The sequence below is a fragment of the Novosphingobium soli genome (assembly GCF_042432915.1).
Lineage (GTDB): Bacteria > Pseudomonadota > Alphaproteobacteria > Sphingomonadales > Sphingomonadaceae > Novosphingobium > Novosphingobium soli.
This window is the reverse complement of the sequence record NZ_JBHLWK010000027.1, coordinates 41,338-56,502: the sequence shown is the minus strand read 5'-3', so window position 1 is coordinate 56,502 and position 15,165 is coordinate 41,338. Positions and strand designations below refer to the sequence as shown.

The window sequence follows — 15,165 nt, the reverse complement described above, 5'->3', positions numbered from 1 at the left end:
TCTCGGCGCGTGGAATTTCTGTTCATCAGTTTTCTGATATCAAAAAATCATTTGATGTGAAAGGCGACTTCGCCGTGTCCATTTCGATAATCGTTCAGCGAAATGCAGGGGCGCGAAAGTCGCTGCAGTCCGCGCCAAGGTCTCACCATGGCGCGAACTGCAGATCCTGAACAGCTCACCGGCGAAGTGATCCAGCTAGGCACCGTGACGTCTGTTGACCATGTCGCCGCTACCTGCACCGTCGAGATCGGCGAACTGACCACCGGTGACCTGCCATGGCTTGCACCGCGCGCTGGCGGCGTGAAGGTCTGGTCGCCGCCGTCCGTTGGCGAACAGTGCGGCGTGCTTTGTCCAGAAGGCGATCTCGCCAACGGCCTCGTGCTGCTCGGGATTTGGTCCGATGCCAATCCGCCGCCGTCTGCAGACCCCGCTACCGTGCACCTCGAGTTCCCCGATGGCGCGGTGATTGCCTACAACCACAGCACGCATGCGCTCGCTCTGACGCTGCCTGCAGGCGGCTCCATGGCTGTCGATGCGCCCGGTGGCACGACGTGGACGGGCGACATCGCCCTGACCGGAAAGTTCACCGCGTCCGATGACGTCCTCGCCCGCGGCATCAGCCTGAAGGACCACAAGCACACCGGCGTTTCCGCTGGCGCCGCCCAGACCGGGACGCCCGTCTGATGGCCGGCATGTCCCGCACCACCGGCGCCGTGATCGACGGGCTCGACAGCATCCGGGAATCGGTGGCCGACATCCTGGCCACGCCGGTGGGCACGCGCGTCGGCCGGCGTGAGTACGGCTCGCTCCTGCCTGACCTGATCGATCAGCCGATGACCGGGCCGAACATCCTGCGGCTCTACGCCGCCACGGCGCTGGCGATCTCGCGCTGGGAAGACCGCCTGCGATTGCGGCAGGTCACGCTCGCAGCCGGCGCGCAGCCCGGCGCCGCCACCCTGAACATCGAGGCCGATCGCACGGACACCGTGCCTGCGGCGGCTCGCACCCGCTTCGCTCTGCCTCTCTAGCCCAAGGATCCTGTCATGGCCTTCAAGCATGGAATCACCGTCACCGAGATCGTCGAAGGCGCGCGCACGCTGACGGCGGTCTCCACCTCAATCATCGGCCTGGTGGCGACCGCGCCTGACGCTGCCGCCGCGGTCTTCCCGCTGGATCGTCCTGCCCTCATCACCGACATCGAGACCGCGATCGGCAGCGCGGGCACCGAGGGCACCCTTGCCCGGGCCCTGCGCGCGATTGCCGACCAGACCCGGCCGATCCTCGTCGTCGTGCGCGTCGAGGAAGGCGAGAACGCAGCCGAGACTGCCAGCAACGTCATCGGCACCACGAACGCCAATGGCCAGAAGACCGGCATGCAGGCGCTGCTGGCTGCGCAGGCGCAGCTGGGCGTGAAGCCCAAGATCCTCGGCACCCCGGGCCTTGAAACGCAGGCGGTCACCGCCGCGCTCGCCGTGGTCGCCCAGAAGCTGCGCGGCTTCGCCTACGCCCGCGCGATCGGCGAGGATGTCGCCGCCGCCACCGCCTACCGCGCGAACTTCAGCGCGCGCGAACTGATGCTGCTGATGCCCGACTTCCTGTCCTGGGACACCGAGGCGAACGCTGCGGTCCCCAGCTACGCTGCGGCGCACGCCATGGGCCTGCGCGCGCTGATCGATACGCAGACCGGCCCGCACAAGACGCTCTCGAACGTCGCCGTCAGCGGCGTCGTCGGCCTCACCAAGGACATTCACTGGGACATCGAAGATGCGTCCAGCGAAGCCGGCGTGCTCAATGCTTCCGAGGTGACGGCGCTGGTCCGCACCGACAGCGGCTACCGCTTCTGGGGCAATCGCACCACGGCCGAGGCCGAGAGCCTCTTCGTGTTCGAAAGCACCACGCGCGTTGCGCAGCTGCTCGCCGATACGATCGTGAACGGCATGCTCTGGGCGATCGATAAGCCGCTGACGCCCGGCCTTGCCAAGGACATCATCGAGACCATCAACGGCCTCTTCCGCCAGCTGAAGGCCGGCGGCGTGATCCTGGGTGCCAAGGCCGAGTACGACGAGGCGAACAACGACGTCTCCAGCCTGAGGGCCGGCAAGCTGCGCATCAAGTACGACTACACCGTGCCGCCGCCGCTGGAGGATCTCGGCTTCAACCAGCGCATCACCGACAGCTACTTCGCGGACTTCTCGGCCCAGCTGTCGCAAGACGCCTGACCGGGCGGCCAGCCCCGCCCTTCCCCCCATCCGATCATAGGAGCCCGCCATGGGAATGCCCCGCACCCTCAAGGACATGATGATGTTCAACGAAGGCCTCGCCTACCAGGGCGATGCCAAGACCGTGACCCTGCCCACCCTCACTCGCAAGATGGAGGGGCACCGCGGCGCCGGCATGAGCGGCGAAGTGCAGATGGACATGGGCATGGAGGCGATGGAGGCATCCTTCGTGTGCGGCGGCCCCATGCGGCAGGTGCTGCGCCAGTGGGGCACGCCCACCCTGGACGGCGTCTACATCCGCTTCGCCGGCAACTACCAGGCGGACGACACCGCCGATGTCGACCACATCGAAGTCATTATGCGTGGTCGCTTCTCGGAGATCGAGATGGGCGATCAGGAGGTGGGGGAGCCGAGCGAGTTCACCACCACCATGGCGGTCGCCTACTACAAGCTCGTCTGGAACGGCCGCACCGAGCTCGAGATCGATCCGCTCAACATGATCGAGATGGTCGACGGCATCGATCGCCTCGCCGAACGCCGCGCCCTCCTCGGCATCTTCTGATCCGGCCGGCCCGGCTGCGCGCCGGGTCGCCCACCCGTCCTGCCTGACCCCCGGAGCTTACCATGACCAATTCCATCGCACCTGCCGTCACCAGCGCCGCCGCGCTCGCCCTCGTCACCCTCGATAGCCCGCTGCCGCGCGGCGACACCGCCGTCGCCACTGTCCAGGTGCGCAAGCCCAAGGCCGGCGAACTGCGCGGCCTGTCACTGTCCGCGTTGCTCAACCTCGACTACACCGCGCTCGAAACGCTCCTGCCGCGCATCACCATCCCGACACTGTCGAAACAGGACGTGGCCGCACTCGACCCGTCAGACCTGACCCAGCTGGGCAGCGAGATCATGGATTTTTTGCTGCCGAAGGGCGCGAAGGCGGCGCTCTCCCCCTCCGAGTAGAAGACGCAATGGCGGATATCGCCGTCGTCTTCCACTGGCCGCCCGAGGCCATGGAGCCGATGCCGCTCGCCGATCTGATGAACTGGCGGGAGCGCGCCGCCAAGCGCTCGCAAAGCCCTGACACCAAGAACGGGAAACGATAGTGGCAGACAGGAACCTGCGGATTCGCGTGCTCATGGAAGGCGCGGACCGCCTTACCCGCCCGATGCGAGACGCGGCCGCAGGTTCCACCCGGCTGGCGCAAACCCTGCGCGCGACGCGCGATCAGTTGAAGGCCCTTGAACGCGCCCAGGGTGACATCGCTGAATTCCGGCAGCTGCGCGGGGGAACGCGCGATCTTGAACGCCGTATGCAGGAGGCGCAGGCCCGCACCGCCCAGCTGGGCCGTACCATCGCGCAAGCAGCCAACCCCACCAAGGCGATGCGCCGCGAATTCGAGCAGGCGCGCCGCGAATCGGAGCGGCTGACCAACGAACATCGCCAGCAGTCCACCCGCCTACAGGATCTGCGCAGCCGCCTGACCGCAGCCGGCGTCTCCACCCGCGATCTGGTCTCGGGCGAAAGGCGCCTGCGCAGCGAAATGCGCCAGACATCCGATACCCTGCGCGAACAGGAACGCCGGCTTCAGGAGGTGACGGAACGCACCCGCCGCCTCGCCGATGCGCGGAGCCGCTTCTCCAGCATGCAAGGAACCGCCACCGGCCTCGCCGCCGGCGGCGCGGCATCAGTTGGCACCGGCATGGTCATCGCCCGCCCCCTTGAAGGCGCGGCCGAAGACGCCATGCAGTTCGAATCGGTGATGACGGACATCAACCAGAAGATCGATCAGGCGCGGGGCGCGGGCCAGCTGATGGGACTCGACATCCGCAGGACCGCGCTCGCGGTAAATCAGATGCCTGCCGATCTGCAGAAGGGCGTGGACACGCTCACCGGCTTCGGTCTGGCCGGTCGCCAAGCGGTCGATATGATGACGCCCATCGGCAAGGCCGCCACCGCCTACAAGGCCGAGATCGACGATTTAAGCAAAGCCACCTTCGCCGCGCACGACAACCTCAAGGTCTCCATCGACCAGACCAGCAAGGCCCTCGACGTCATGGCGCAGGCCGGCAAACGCGGCGCCTTCGAAGTCAAGGACATGGCGCAGTACTTCCCTGCACTGACCGCTAGCATGCAGAGCCTAGGCGGCACGGGCGTGCCCGCCGTGGCGGACCTTGCCGCCGCGCTCCAGATCACGCGCAAGGGTGCCGGCGATGCGTCCTCTGCGGCCAACAACCTGCAGAACCTGCTGTCGAAGATCAGCGCGGAGGACACGGCCAAGAACTTCAAGCAATTCGGCATCGATCTGCCCGCTGCGATGAAGAAGGCCGCCGCCGAAAGCCGGAGTCCGATCGAAGAGATCGTGCGCCTGACCCAGCAGGCAACCGGAGGCGACCAGAACAAGCTGTCGCAGCTGTTCGGCGACATGCAGGTGCAGCAGGCCTTGCGCCCGCTGATGTCGGCTTTCGCGGAATACCAATCGATCCGCGCCGATGCGATGGCGGCCGACGGCACCGTCAGCACCGATTTCGCCGAACGCATGATCGACAGCGCCGAGAAGGTGAAGCGCCTGCGTATCCAGGCCAAGGATCTGTCGATCACAGTGGGCAACCAGCTGCTGCCGATGATCGGTTCCGCCTCCGAGCGGCTGTCCGCCTGGGGCAGCAAGATCGCCGGAATCGCCAATCGGCATCCGCAGCTTACCCGCGCGATTGCCTTTGGCGCCGCCATCTTCGCCGCGCTGTTCGTTGTCTTGGGCGCCGGCGCCATAGTGCTCGCCGGCCTGGTCGCGCCGATTGCGGTGCTCTCGGCCGCTGCCACCGCGCTCGGTATCGGCCTGCTACCCTTGATCGGCATCGCTGCCGCAGTCATCGCCGGCGTCGTCGCGCTCGCCGCCGTGTCCTACTGGCTATACGAGAACTGGGGAAACTGGCCCAAGATCATGGAAGGCATCTTCGCGGCGGTGCGCGCCGTGTTCATGAACTTCAACCCCTTTGCGCTCCTCTTCCAGGCGTTCGCGCCCGCTCTCGCCTACCTGCGCTCGATCAGCCTTGCCGACATCGGCCGCTGGATGATCCAAGGCCTGATCGCCGGCATCAAGGCCATGATACCAGGGCTTGGCGCGGTGCTATCGATGGTGGGCAACATGATCCCGGAAAAAATCCGCAAGCTGCTGGGCATCCACTCGCCCTCGCGCGTCTTCGCGGAAATCGGCGGACACGTCATCGGCGGCCTCGATCAGGGCCTTGCCACGAACGCGCCGGCGCCGATTGCGCGTATCACGGATCTGTCCGCGCAGATGGCGCGCGCCCTCGCGGTAGGCGCCGGCACCGCCGCCGTGGCGGTCGCGGCTCCGGCCGCCGTGGCGGCGCCTAGCGGATCGCCCGCGACCAAGACCGCTATGCCGCCTGGCACGTACAACCTCCATTTCCACGGCATCAGCGGCGATCCCAGGGACATCGCCGAGGAAGTGCGCCGCGCCATCGAGGCCATCGAGCGCGAACGCCGCGGCCGCGGCTTCGGCGACGACGGCAACTGAGGACCCGCCCATGCACCTGATGGCTCTCGGCATGTTCCTGTTCGAACTCGGCACCCTCCCGTTCGAGGAACTGCAGCACAAGATGGACTGGCGCCATGCCCGCGCCCCGCGCATCGGCGCGCGCGACGCCACGCAGTTTGTCGGCCCCGGTGACGAGACCGTGACCCTGTCCGGCGCCGTCTATACCGAGCTTTCCGATGGCGTCGTCTCGCTGGAGGATTTGCGCACCATGGCGAACGCGGGCGAAGCGTGGCCGCTCGTCGCCGGCAGCGGCCGGGTCTATGGCAACTTCGTCATCACGGCGATCGAGGAACGCCAGGTCTACCTCATGGCGGACGGCACGCCCCGCCGGATCGACTTCGGCATCGATCTGCTCGGCGTCGACGATCCGGCCGCCATCACCAGCACGGCAACCACGGCATGATCGGCGCCGTCAACAACATCGCCGACTGGCGCATCACGCTCGATGGCGTCGACCTGTCCGACCGCATCCGCCCGCGTTTCGTCTCGCTGACGCTCTCCGAAAAGCGCGGGGACGAGGCCGACCAGTTGAACATCGTCCTGAGCGATCACGACGGCATGCTGGCCATCCCGCCAGAGGGCGCCGTGCTGCGCGTCCATCTGGGCTGGAAACAGGGCCGCGACGTGACGCCGGGTCTGATCGACAAGGGCAGCTTCAAGGTCGACGACGTCAGCCACAGCGGCCCGCCCGATCAGATCACGATCAGGGCCCGGGCCGCGGACTTCACCAGCGATATCCGCAATCGACGTTCGCACAGCTGGAAGAATACGACGCTGGGAGCGGTTCTCAGCGAGGTTGCCGCGCGCAATGGCCTCACGCCCCGGATCGCACCCGCCCTAGCATCCATAGCCCTCCCCGCCGCCACGCAGAGCCGCGAAAGCGATGTGGCCTTCCTGCGCCGCCTGGGGCGGGAGAACGATGCCGTCGCCACGATCAAGGACAAGCACCTGATCTTCTCACCCAAGGGGGCTGGTCAGACCAGCACCGGCCAGGCGCTGCCCAGCCTCACCATCCGGCGGCGCGATGGCGATCGGCACACCTGGCAGCGTCAGAAGCGCGACGGGCAGGAAGGCGTGACAGCCACTTGGCACGATCGCAAAGCGGCCAAGCGGCAATCCGTTACCGTTGGCAGGGCGGGCGGCGCGAAAAAGCTGCGCAAGGTCTACCCGGATGAAGCGTCCGCTAAGCGAGCGGCGGCGGCCGAAGCGTCGCGCTTGAGGCGCGCGCCGGCCACGTTCGACATGGCGCTGGCGCTCGGCCGCCCTGACGCCTACCCGGAAGCGCGGGTGGAGGTGAAGGGCTTCAAGGCGGGGATCGACGGCACAACGTGGCTCGTTTCCGAGGTGACCCACCGCCTCGATAAAGGCGGTGGGCTCAGAACCGATCTTCGGATGGAGGCCGCTGGCTAGCCGTCCGGTGCATTTCGCGCGGCATATTGTTCCTAAAAACCGGACATAATCGTTGCCCCCCACTCCCCGCTATGATTCAAGGAAGGAGGGGGATGTGCGGGCCCCTCGCGGGGATTGATATGGCCGAAAACTCACCAATTGAATGGACCGATGCAACATGGAACCCCGTCGCCGGCTGCAGCGTAGCATCATCCGGCTGCACTAACTGTTATGCAATGCGGATGGCCGCGCGGTTAGAGGTAATGGGGGTTCCGAAATACCATGGCCTGACTCGTAAGTCTGGCGGCCGGGCGAAATGGACGGGAGAGGTTCGATGCGACGAAACTGCTCTCGCGATGCCTTATCGGTGGCGTAAACCGCGAAAAGTTTTTGTGAACTCCATGTCGGACCTATTCCATGCCGAGGTGCCGATCGAGTTCATTAGAAAAGTCTGGAGCGTGATGGCGGCAACGCCAAGGCATGACTACCAACTTTTGACAAAGCGACCAGACCGCATGCGTGAGGTTCTATCACGCGACGAGTTCAAGGTGCTTCCTAACGTGTGGATCGGTACCAGCGTCGAAGGCCCCAAAGTTGTTGATCGAATAGTACATCTTCGAGAAACCCCCGCGGCTATAAGGTTCATCTCGTTCGAACCTCTGATCGGGCAAATCGACGATGCTAACCTCGACGGGATTGCTTGGGCAATTGTGGGCGGCGAGTCCGGACCGGCAGCAAGGCAGATGAATGAGCAGTGGGTCTGGGCGATTGAGCGGCTTTGCCGACGATACGACACCGCGTTTTTCTTCAAGCAGTGGGGCGGGAAAAACAAGAAGGCTACTGGCCGCCTCCTAGGTGGGCGGACTTACGACGAGATGCCGGCATATATTTCTGGATGACGTGCTCCACTCCCTTTCGAATAAGCGAGATCGCATTTCGGTTGTTTGAGAGGCAATAAAGCTCAAAGTAGTCGTGACCGTTCACGATCAAGGGAAGTGGATCGGACACATAGCAGAACAGTTTACCTAAACGCTTCCTAGCGAAGGCTGCAATCTGTTCGGGAGTCGCATGCCTGCCCTTCCGTTCTACCGGCGCGGGATCAAAGAGTGAGCGCTGCGCGGGCGTTGGTCGGTAGAACTCGTCTTCCCAGTCATCACCTCCAAAAATCCTGGCTAATGCGCGACGTTTGCCATCGTCGATCCCGCCAATATCATTTGCCAGTTGATGGATAACGGCGGCACGAGGAAACAGGTACCACACGTCCACCTTCTGCGTCGCGGCTAAAACCTCCAATGTCTCCCAGTCGACGCTCATCCCGTAGGGGTCCAGAAAGACGACACCTCGCTGCCGCCCCGCGGAGTTGCCTCCCGCCCAAGGTCGCGAGGCGAACAAATTGCGAAGTTCGATGTTAGCTTCGCCGGACCTGATTTGAATATCGTATGGCCATTCTGACTTCAGGTTCTCTAGTTGACGTGCTCGACCCCGGTGCTGCTCGGCGAACCAGTAATGGGCGAAAGGAGGGGCGATCTTCAATGCCTTCCTCGCACTGCCATCGAGTATGCGCTCAACGTGTTCTATCGGACTATTCTCGAAAATGCCGCCCTGCTTGAGTTCCGCGTGCCGATCTCCGGTACCTGCAAAAGCGTCGATGTACCAAGTCTCAAAGCCCTGATTTTTTAGCGCGTTTTGATAGAAGCCAAGATAGTCGCTCAGCGCCCGCAGCTTGATTTCTGTCCATACGCCGCCGAACCGATGCGCCACCCCTTTGACTGCCATCGCCCGTTCCCCTCCCGCGGATACTTAGGGAGTAGTAGCTAACCCTCTTGTCCAACGCAAATCCCGTTGCGGCAGCAAGTAGGCCTTTTGGAGCGGTATTCATTCGAATTGAATCGTAGAGGTTCCCGCTCGAACGCTGATAAGCTGCCGTCTCCGGCTGCATCAACCGCGCTGCGTCATTGCAGTTTCGATCGCCGCACGAAGCTCCCCGATCGCCTCACGATCACCTGCGTTTGTGGCCTGAACCTCACCCGACGATGTCGCGAGCATCAGGTGATACACCGGCTTGGGACGCTTCATGTATGCGAGGACGGTGAGCCCAGCGAAAAACAGGAACGCCACCCATGCGCCGATTGTACCTGCGCCAATTGCGCCGAAGAAACAGAACACCGAGATGACGGCAAGAGCGCCCCAAAGGCATCCCTGTTTTGTCTCAACCCGCACATCCACGGAGTTGATCTTGTCGATCGCGTAGCTCTTTGATCCGAACCGGGCGAAATTGCTATCGACCGAAACATTCCCCTGCTGATAAATCACTTGCCCACCACTCTCGTCTTGGCGCCCTGCGCGCCTGCCCCCGATATTGAGCGTTCAGATATTCCGCACGCTCGCGCGTTGCGCAAGTGCTGGTGCGCGTACAGGTTATGGGTAGAGCGCCCTTTCCTACATCCGACAGTTCAGCCAATGTAGAACGAAGTAGGAACATTGCGGGGCGCGTTAGAGTGAGTGGGGACGTATTGCGACTGACGCCGGGCTGCGAGTTTGCGTGCCCGGAGTGCAGCGTTGGCTGCGCTACGGTCGTGGCGATTCGCGATCGTCTGTGGCGGCAGATCGAGGAGGAGCGTCGATTGATGGCGACGCGGCCGCACCCGGATCGGGCAGGTAGGGTCCGATCCCTGCAAAGCCAGATGGAAGCCATCGAGCGAGAATTTCGGCGGTCTCGTCCCTGGACGCATCTTCGGGCACCAGGACCAGCAGCTTCGCGAACATCTCGCGCAGCGCGGCTTCACTAGGTAGCGCCACCTGTAGCTGGACGTATTGCACTGGCGGCCGCGCGGCTTCAGCAGCGCGGACTTCAGGCTCGGCTTCCGCCTCTTTCAGGCCGGCGAGCTTCATCACCTCAGCAGGATCAACGCCGAAATCGGCGAACGCCACGGCAATGCGGCGGGTGAGGTCTAGTGGCAGGTGCGGCTTTTTGAAGAGATTAGCATTCTCGTAGAAGGCGTAGCTGGAATGCCCCATTTCAAGAACATCTGCGGCCCGCCGAATGGACAGCTTCGGGCGCGCCGATTGGCGGAGTTCCTTGAGACGAGTGGCTGCAGACGGCATTTTCCACTCGTACAAAATCTTCGCACGGATGATGCTCTAAATCCCTGTTGACAATCGTACCAATATTTTACACATTTCCGTCCTATGGAACGGCTCACCTCAATCTTCGACCTGTTCGGTGGCATTCGCCCGATGGCGCGCACCCTCGGCGAAAGCCCCAGCAAGGTCATGGCCTGGAAGCGCGCCAAGCATATTCCGGCGCAAAAGCAGGCTGAAGTTCTGGAGAAGGGCATCGCCGCCGGCATCGCCCTCACCGCCGATCATGTCGTCTTTCCCCTTGGCCGCCCTTCGGATGTCGCAAACACCATAACGGCCAACCCCGCCCCCGTCGCTTGCGCTCCGCAAGACGAAGCGCAACGCGCGGGAGCGGGGAAATGACAAAGCCGCGCGCGCCCCTTTCGTTCTCGCTCGCGATCACGACCGTCTGCGGCCGCATCGGGTGGCAGGCCGCGGCCGGGGTAACCGGCCGGTCCATCCGCACCGTGCGCCATTGGAGCGAGAGCGACCGGCACGGCACGCCGACGCTGGACCAGGCGATCGCGCTCGACCGCGCCTTCGTCGAGGCCGGCGGCGACCACGGCCCGATCCTTGCCTGCTACGGCCTGCAGCTGGACGTGGCGATGGTCGATGCGATCGGATCCCGCGCCGAGCTGGCGCAAGACGCGGCGCTGTTCTCCCGGGAAGCCGGCGACGCTGTCGGCCGCATCATCCAGGCCCTCACCCCCGGCGCCTCGCCGGCGCTGATCCAGGCCGCCATCCTTGAGACCGAAGAAGCTGACGCGATCGTCCCGCGCCTCCTCGGCCATCTGAAAGCCCTTCTACCCGGCAATGGGGTCGGTCGAGAAGCCAATGGGGAATCGAACTGATGTCGGGGCGAAGGGTCCAACTCCCACACGTCAACTGCCCGGCCTGCGGGGGCCGAGCATTCGCGCAGACGGTAGGCAAGAAGAGCCTGCTGTTCCGCGAACTCTACTATGCATGCCGCAACCCGGATGCGTGCGGCCACGTGTTCGTCGTCGAGATGACGGCCACGCGCAGCACGAAGCCAAGCCGCTTTCCAACGCCGCTGCACAAGCTGCCGATGACGACGTGGCGCGAAGCCGCGAACGATCGCGCGGCCAACGATGATGGTCCTCCGGACGAACCGGAATCGAGCGTGACCGTCACCTGAACCTGACGGTCACGCCGACCTGACCTTCTGATCCTGATGCCTTCGAACCCGGCTCGCTTCCGGGAACGCCCCAGCCTTGCCTACTCACCGGAGCCTTCTCCATGCATCTTCCCCACCATAGCCAGTTCGCCGCGGCGCTCCAGCAGCCCCGCCGGCGGCCGGTCTCAACATCCTCACCGTTCGGCGCCTGGCGCGATCTGTGGCGCTGCACCCCGGCGACCGTCCGCCGCGATACGATGGCCGGCCTCCTGCTGGTGCCCACCTTGGTCATCGGCTTTGCGGTGGCCTGGGGGCTGCTGCCGTGATCCAGATCGGGCAACTCCTGCGCGAAGGGCGTGATGCCGTCATCGCCGAGGTGTTCGGCGACGGCCACCCGGCCGCCAACCCTTACGGCCGAACCACGAAGCGCCACCTGTTCTGGCAGCGCGGCGCCGACGAGGCGCGCCGCCGGGCCGACGCCGTCCTGCAGATCGGAGCCTGACGGATGGACATGCGCGACGATATCCGCGCCGCCCTGCTGCCCCGCCTGAAGGACGACTTCAAATGGAAGCGCACCGGCGGGGAATACCTGCAGGGGGGCAAGTGCCCGGAATGCAGCGACCATTCGGTATTCGCCCACGGCAAGAACCCCTGGGTGCTCAAGTGCGGGCGCACCAACAAGTGCGGGTGGATCGGCTCGGCCCGCGATCTCTATCCGGAGATCTTCGACACCTGGTCGAACCGCTACAAGACGACGCCGGAGAACCCCACCGCGGCGGCCGATGCCTACCTGACGGATGCTCGCCGGCTCGATCTGCGCGGCATGCGCGATGCCTACTCGCAGGAATACTACCGCGACGAGGCGCGCAAGATCGGCTCTGCCACGGTGCGCTTTCCCCTGCCCGGCGGCAGCTGGTGGGAACGCCTGATCGACCAGCCCGGCCGCTTCGATCGCAAGGCCCGCTTCGCCCCGGGCAAGTCCTACAAGGGGCAGGCCTGGCAGCGCCCCGACGTGTCGATCGAGGACATGGCGAACGCCGACAGCATCTGGATGGCCGAAGGCATCTTCAATGCCTGGGCGCTGGAACAGGCAGGCCAGCGCGCCGCCTCGACGATGTCGAGCAACAACTACCCGGCCGAGTTCCTGCGCCAGCTGCGCGCGCACATCGCCGCTTCCGATGCGCCGCTGCGCCGTCCGCAGATCGTGTTCGCCTTCGACGTCGGCGCCGCCGGCACCAAGGCGAGCCGCGAGTTCGTCGCCAAGGCCCGCAAGGAAGGATGGGACGCCGCCGCCGCCCAGCCCATGGGCGAGGACGAGAACGGCAAGGAACTCGACTGGAACGACCTGCTGGGCTTCGACCGCCTGGGACAGGCGGACCGGGCCGAATACCTGTGGCACGGCAAGGTGCTCCTCGCGGACAGCGCGCAGGATAAGGCCTACCTGCTGTGGGAAAAGCACCGTTGGAACAGCTTCCACTTCGTGTTCGGCCACCGCACCTACTGGTGCTCGATCGATATCTCGATCGTCCAGGAGAAGATCGACGAGTACCGCAAGGGCCGCACCCGCGAACTGAAGGAGATCGACCAGGAGGAAGAGGCGCGCATCCGCCAGGATGCCTCGCGCGAGGCGCTGACGGTCGAGGAGATCGCCAACTGCGCGTTCCGCGTCCTCTACCGCCAGCGGGAGGACGCGACCGACGAAACCAAGTTCTTCCTCAACATCACCTACCCCAGCGGCAAGCGGCCGGCGGTCAAGGGCGATTTCACCGCGGCGCAGCTGCGCAAGGCCGCGAACTTCGAAGATCGCCTGTTCGCCTTCGGCGGCGTGTGGACCGGCAACGCCCACCAGCTGACCCGCATTCTGCAGCAGCAGACGCCTGATCTGCCGGACGTGCGCCCGCTCGGCTTCACCGGCTACTGCCGCGATGCGCAGGCCTACGTCTTCGGTCAATATGCCGTTGCCGGCGGCCGGGTCTACAAGCCCAACGAGAACGAGTTTTTCCAGATCGGCAAGCTGGCGCTCAAGCTGGGCACGTCGGAAAAGCTGCTCGATATCGACTATGACGCGGATCAGCTGGACGTCAGCTGGCTCCCGGATCTCTGGACCGCCTACGGCGCCAAGGGCATCGTCTGCCTGACCTTCTTCTTCGCCTCGCTGTTCGCCGAACAGGTGCGCGCCGAGATGAAGAGCTTCCCCTTCCTCGAAATGCACGGCCTGCCCGGCACCGGTAAGACCACGCTGGTCGAGTTCCTGTGGAAGCTGACCGGCCGCGAGAACTACGAGGGCTTCGACCCTGCCAAGGCCACCCCCGCCGCCATGGCTCGCAACCTCGGCAAGGTGGGCAACCTCCCCGTCGTCCTGATCGAGGGTGACCGGCGCGAGGAAGCGTCGCACTCCAAGCGGTTCGAGTGGGAGGAACTGAAAACCGCCTACAACGGCCGGTCCGTCCGCTCCCGCGGCGTCAAGAACGGCGGGATGGAAACGTTCGAGCCCCCGTTCCGCGGCGCCATCGTCATCGAGCAGAACGAGCCCGTCAACGCCTCGCGCGCGGTGCTGGAACGCATCATGTCGCTCGGCTTCGACATGTCGGGCTGGTCACCGGCCACGAAGGCCGCGGCCGAGCGGCTCGAACAGTGGCCGATCGAAAAGATCTCCGGCTTCATCGTCCATGCCGCACGGCGCGAAGGCGATGTCATGGCCCGCTTCCGGCAGGCTTTCGCGCAGTACGAAGCCGAACTGCTGGCCATGCCGGCGATCCGCACCAACCGCCTGGCCAAGACCCATGGCCAGCTGCTCGCCTTCCTCGACGCCATCCGCACCATCGTCCCGCTCAATGACCAGCAGCAGGCCGAAACCGCCCGCTTCATCGTGCAGATGGCCACCGATCGCCAGCTTGCCGTCAACAGCGAGGATCCTGTCGTAAGCCTGTTCTGGGAGCGGTTCGATTACCTCGAGGAGAACGAGGATCCTGCCGCGCTCTCCGGCCACATCAACCACCATCGCAAGTACCAGGAAGGCATGATCGCCATCCGCTTGAACGAGATGGAAAGCCGGTGCGCCGACAAGCGCCTGGAACTGCCCAGCCACGCGGAACTGATCCGTGCGCTGAAAACCTCCAAGGCCCGCCGGTTCATCGAGCAGGCCATGGTCAATTCCCGAAACGACAACGTCGGCGGCGTCCGGTGCTGGATCTTCCACGATCCCTCGCGCGCGCTCGCCCGCGCCTCCTGAAAGCGAAAGGACGAGCATGCGTAGCGTTCCCTCCCTCCTGTCGATGCTGGACCATCCCGCTGCCCCGCCGCCGGCGCCGCTGCCTGCTCCGGTGATGCCCTGGGACTATATCCGGATGCGCCGCCTCGCCGCCGGCCTCTCGATCGAGCAGGCGGCCCGCCCGTTCTGGCACCGGCCCGAGCACCAGGCGGACGTCGAGCGTAACATGCGCGCGATCGAGGCGGTCGGCTTCCGGGTGAAGCGCCTGTGGGACATGTCGCGGTCCTTCCGCCTCAACCTCACCGTCTATCGACAGCTGTGTGACTCCCCGCCCGAGCAGCACCCGCGCCTGTGCCGCGCCTGCGGGTGGGACGAATGGTCCAGCCAACTCGATGTCGAGGGCTTCGACTGCACGTGGTCCGCCGCCGATCCCGAGATTTGCACCCTGTGCGAACAGGCCCGGCGCCCGAAGTTTCGGCCGCGCCCGGCCAACACCCAGCCCCACCATCACACCGGCGGCGCCGCCCAGCGCGCCGCCTGA

The 15,165-nt window shown here is 65.0% G+C and carries 20 protein-coding genes; 17 read left to right on the top strand and 3 right to left on the bottom strand.

All coding sequences use genetic code 11. The features are described from left to right. Positions 1-147 precede the first annotated feature (147 nt). From ACFFJC_RS19400 to ACFFJC_RS19355, 10 genes are all read left to right on the top strand, one after another. Positions 148-684: a phage baseplate assembly protein V gene (locus ACFFJC_RS19400; RefSeq protein ID WP_379489045.1), complete on the top strand. Its 537-nt coding sequence runs from the start codon at positions 148-150 to the stop codon at positions 682-684. After that, a complete protein-coding gene (locus ACFFJC_RS19395) occupies positions 684-1,028 on the top strand; it encodes a GPW/gp25 family protein (RefSeq protein ID WP_379489044.1) in 345 nt (114 codons plus the stop codon). Before ACFFJC_RS19400 ends, ACFFJC_RS19395 begins: the two co-directional genes overlap by 1 nt. A 15-nt stretch (positions 1,029-1,043) precedes the next feature. After that, the gene (locus ACFFJC_RS19390; RefSeq protein WP_379489043.1) at positions 1,044-2,219 is read left to right on the top strand and encodes a phage tail sheath subtilisin-like domain-containing protein; all 1,176 of its coding nucleotides are present in this window, start codon (positions 1,044-1,046) and stop codon (positions 2,217-2,219) included. 49 nt (positions 2,220-2,268) lie between these two features. Beyond that, on the top strand, positions 2,269-2,781 hold the full coding sequence (locus tag ACFFJC_RS19385; protein ID WP_379489042.1) for a phage major tail tube protein: 513 nt from the start codon (positions 2,269-2,271) through the stop codon (positions 2,779-2,781). A 62-nt stretch (positions 2,782-2,843) separates the two neighbouring features. Further along, the gene (locus ACFFJC_RS19380; RefSeq protein ID WP_379489041.1) at positions 2,844-3,173 is read left to right on the top strand and encodes a phage tail assembly protein; all 330 of its coding nucleotides are present in this window, start codon (positions 2,844-2,846) and stop codon (positions 3,171-3,173) included. A gap of 8 nt (positions 3,174-3,181) precedes the next feature. After that, the gene (locus tag ACFFJC_RS19375; RefSeq protein ID WP_379489040.1) at positions 3,182-3,316 is read left to right on the top strand and encodes a GpE family phage tail protein; all 135 of its coding nucleotides are present in this window, start codon (positions 3,182-3,184) and stop codon (positions 3,314-3,316) included. Continuing rightward, positions 3,316-5,748: a phage tail tape measure protein gene (locus ACFFJC_RS19370; protein ID WP_379489039.1), complete on the top strand. Its 2,433-nt coding sequence runs from the start codon at positions 3,316-3,318 to the stop codon at positions 5,746-5,748. The genes ACFFJC_RS19375 and ACFFJC_RS19370 overlap by 1 nt, the downstream gene beginning before the upstream one ends. A 10-nt stretch (positions 5,749-5,758) precedes the next feature. Continuing rightward, complete coding sequence (locus tag ACFFJC_RS19365) at positions 5,759-6,172, top strand: phage tail protein (protein WP_379489038.1); 414 nt, start codon at positions 5,759-5,761, stop codon at positions 6,170-6,172. Continuing rightward, the gene (locus ACFFJC_RS19360) at positions 6,169-7,179 is read left to right on the top strand and encodes a contractile injection system protein, VgrG/Pvc8 family (RefSeq protein ID WP_379489037.1); all 1,011 of its coding nucleotides are present in this window, start codon (positions 6,169-6,171) and stop codon (positions 7,177-7,179) included. The genes ACFFJC_RS19365 and ACFFJC_RS19360 overlap by 4 nt, the downstream gene beginning before the upstream one ends. A 119-nt stretch (positions 7,180-7,298) precedes the next feature. Beyond that, entirely contained in the window at positions 7,299-8,057 is a 759-nt protein-coding gene (locus ACFFJC_RS19355; RefSeq protein WP_379489036.1) for a DUF5131 family protein, read from the top strand. Here ACFFJC_RS19355 and tcmP read toward each other — a convergent pair. The 3 genes from tcmP to ACFFJC_RS19340 form a co-directional block, all read right to left on the bottom strand. Further along, entirely contained in the window at positions 7,996-8,934 is a 939-nt protein-coding gene (gene tcmP, locus ACFFJC_RS19350) for a three-Cys-motif partner protein TcmP (protein WP_379489035.1), read from the bottom strand. The genes ACFFJC_RS19355 and tcmP overlap by 62 nt on opposite strands. Positions 8,935-9,096: 162 nt before the next feature. Then, positions 9,097-9,471, bottom strand: a complete 375-nt coding sequence (locus tag ACFFJC_RS19345) for a DUF6232 family protein (protein ID WP_379489034.1) — start codon at positions 9,469-9,471, stop codon at positions 9,097-9,099. Positions 9,472-9,726: 255 nt separating this feature from the next. Continuing rightward, the gene (locus ACFFJC_RS19340) at positions 9,727-10,263 is read right to left on the bottom strand and encodes an XRE family transcriptional regulator (protein WP_379489033.1); all 537 of its coding nucleotides are present in this window, start codon (positions 10,261-10,263) and stop codon (positions 9,727-9,729) included. A gap of 84 nt (positions 10,264-10,347) precedes the next feature. On the opposite strand from ACFFJC_RS19340, the gene ACFFJC_RS19335 reads away from it, so the two are divergent. From ACFFJC_RS19335 to ACFFJC_RS19305, 7 genes are all read left to right on the top strand, one after another. Further along, positions 10,348-10,641 carry a carph-isopro domain-containing protein gene (locus tag ACFFJC_RS19335; protein WP_379489032.1) on the top strand — a complete coding sequence of 98 codons (294 nt, stop codon included), beginning with the start codon at positions 10,348-10,350 and terminating at the stop codon, positions 10,639-10,641. Continuing rightward, positions 10,638-11,129, top strand: a complete 492-nt coding sequence (locus ACFFJC_RS19330; RefSeq protein ID WP_379489031.1) for a hypothetical protein — start codon at positions 10,638-10,640, stop codon at positions 11,127-11,129. The genes ACFFJC_RS19335 and ACFFJC_RS19330 overlap by 4 nt, the downstream gene beginning before the upstream one ends. Next, complete coding sequence (locus tag ACFFJC_RS19325) at positions 11,129-11,434, top strand: ogr/Delta-like zinc finger family protein (RefSeq protein WP_379489030.1); 306 nt, start codon at positions 11,129-11,131, stop codon at positions 11,432-11,434. The genes ACFFJC_RS19330 and ACFFJC_RS19325 overlap by 1 nt, the downstream gene beginning before the upstream one ends. Before the next feature lie 101 nt (positions 11,435-11,535). Next, entirely contained in the window at positions 11,536-11,739 is a 204-nt protein-coding gene (locus ACFFJC_RS19320; protein ID WP_379489029.1) for a hypothetical protein, read from the top strand. After that, a complete protein-coding gene (locus tag ACFFJC_RS19315; RefSeq protein ID WP_379489028.1) occupies positions 11,736-11,915 on the top strand; it encodes a hypothetical protein in 180 nt (59 codons plus the stop codon). The genes ACFFJC_RS19320 and ACFFJC_RS19315 overlap by 4 nt, the downstream gene beginning before the upstream one ends. Positions 11,916-11,924: 9 nt before the next feature. Next, positions 11,925-14,645 carry a toprim domain-containing protein gene (locus ACFFJC_RS19310; RefSeq protein WP_379489027.1) on the top strand — a complete coding sequence of 907 codons (2,721 nt, stop codon included), beginning with the start codon at positions 11,925-11,927 and terminating at the stop codon, positions 14,643-14,645. A gap of 16 nt (positions 14,646-14,661) precedes the next feature. After that, a complete protein-coding gene (locus ACFFJC_RS19305; protein WP_379489026.1) occupies positions 14,662-15,165 on the top strand; it encodes a hypothetical protein in 504 nt (167 codons plus the stop codon).

Bases quoted from the DNA above. Each gene is read 5' to 3' on its own strand.
- ACFFJC_RS19400 (WP_379489045.1), top strand. From the start codon at position 148: ATGGCGCGAACTGCAGATCCTGAACAGCTCACCGGCGAAGTGATCCAG.
- ACFFJC_RS19395 (WP_379489044.1), top strand. From the start codon at position 684: ATGGCCGGCATGTCCCGCACCACCGGCGCCGTGATCGACGGGCTCGAC.
- ACFFJC_RS19390 (WP_379489043.1), top strand. From the start codon at position 1,044: ATGGCCTTCAAGCATGGAATCACCGTCACCGAGATCGTCGAAGGCGCG.
- ACFFJC_RS19385 (WP_379489042.1), top strand. From the start codon at position 2,269: ATGGGAATGCCCCGCACCCTCAAGGACATGATGATGTTCAACGAAGGC.
- ACFFJC_RS19380 (WP_379489041.1), top strand. From the start codon at position 2,844: ATGACCAATTCCATCGCACCTGCCGTCACCAGCGCCGCCGCGCTCGCC.
- ACFFJC_RS19375 (WP_379489040.1), top strand. From the start codon at position 3,182: ATGGCGGATATCGCCGTCGTCTTCCACTGGCCGCCCGAGGCCATGGAG.
- ACFFJC_RS19365 (WP_379489038.1), top strand. From the start codon at position 5,759: ATGCACCTGATGGCTCTCGGCATGTTCCTGTTCGAACTCGGCACCCTC.
- ACFFJC_RS19360 (WP_379489037.1), top strand. From the start codon at position 6,169: ATGATCGGCGCCGTCAACAACATCGCCGACTGGCGCATCACGCTCGAT.
- ACFFJC_RS19355 (WP_379489036.1), top strand. From the start codon at position 7,299: ATGGCCGAAAACTCACCAATTGAATGGACCGATGCAACATGGAACCCC.
- tcmP (WP_379489035.1), bottom strand. From the start codon at position 8,934: ATGGCAGTCAAAGGGGTGGCGCATCGGTTCGGCGGCGTATGGACAGAA.
- ACFFJC_RS19340 (WP_379489033.1), bottom strand. From the start codon at position 10,263: ATGCCGTCTGCAGCCACTCGTCTCAAGGAACTCCGCCAATCGGCGCGC.
- ACFFJC_RS19335 (WP_379489032.1), top strand. From the start codon at position 10,348: ATGGAACGGCTCACCTCAATCTTCGACCTGTTCGGTGGCATTCGCCCG.
- ACFFJC_RS19330 (WP_379489031.1), top strand. From the start codon at position 10,638: ATGACAAAGCCGCGCGCGCCCCTTTCGTTCTCGCTCGCGATCACGACC.
- ACFFJC_RS19325 (WP_379489030.1), top strand. From the start codon at position 11,129: ATGTCGGGGCGAAGGGTCCAACTCCCACACGTCAACTGCCCGGCCTGC.
- ACFFJC_RS19320 (WP_379489029.1), top strand. From the start codon at position 11,536: ATGCATCTTCCCCACCATAGCCAGTTCGCCGCGGCGCTCCAGCAGCCC.
- ACFFJC_RS19310 (WP_379489027.1), top strand. From the start codon at position 11,925: ATGCGCGACGATATCCGCGCCGCCCTGCTGCCCCGCCTGAAGGACGAC.
- ACFFJC_RS19305 (WP_379489026.1), top strand. From the start codon at position 14,662: ATGCGTAGCGTTCCCTCCCTCCTGTCGATGCTGGACCATCCCGCTGCC.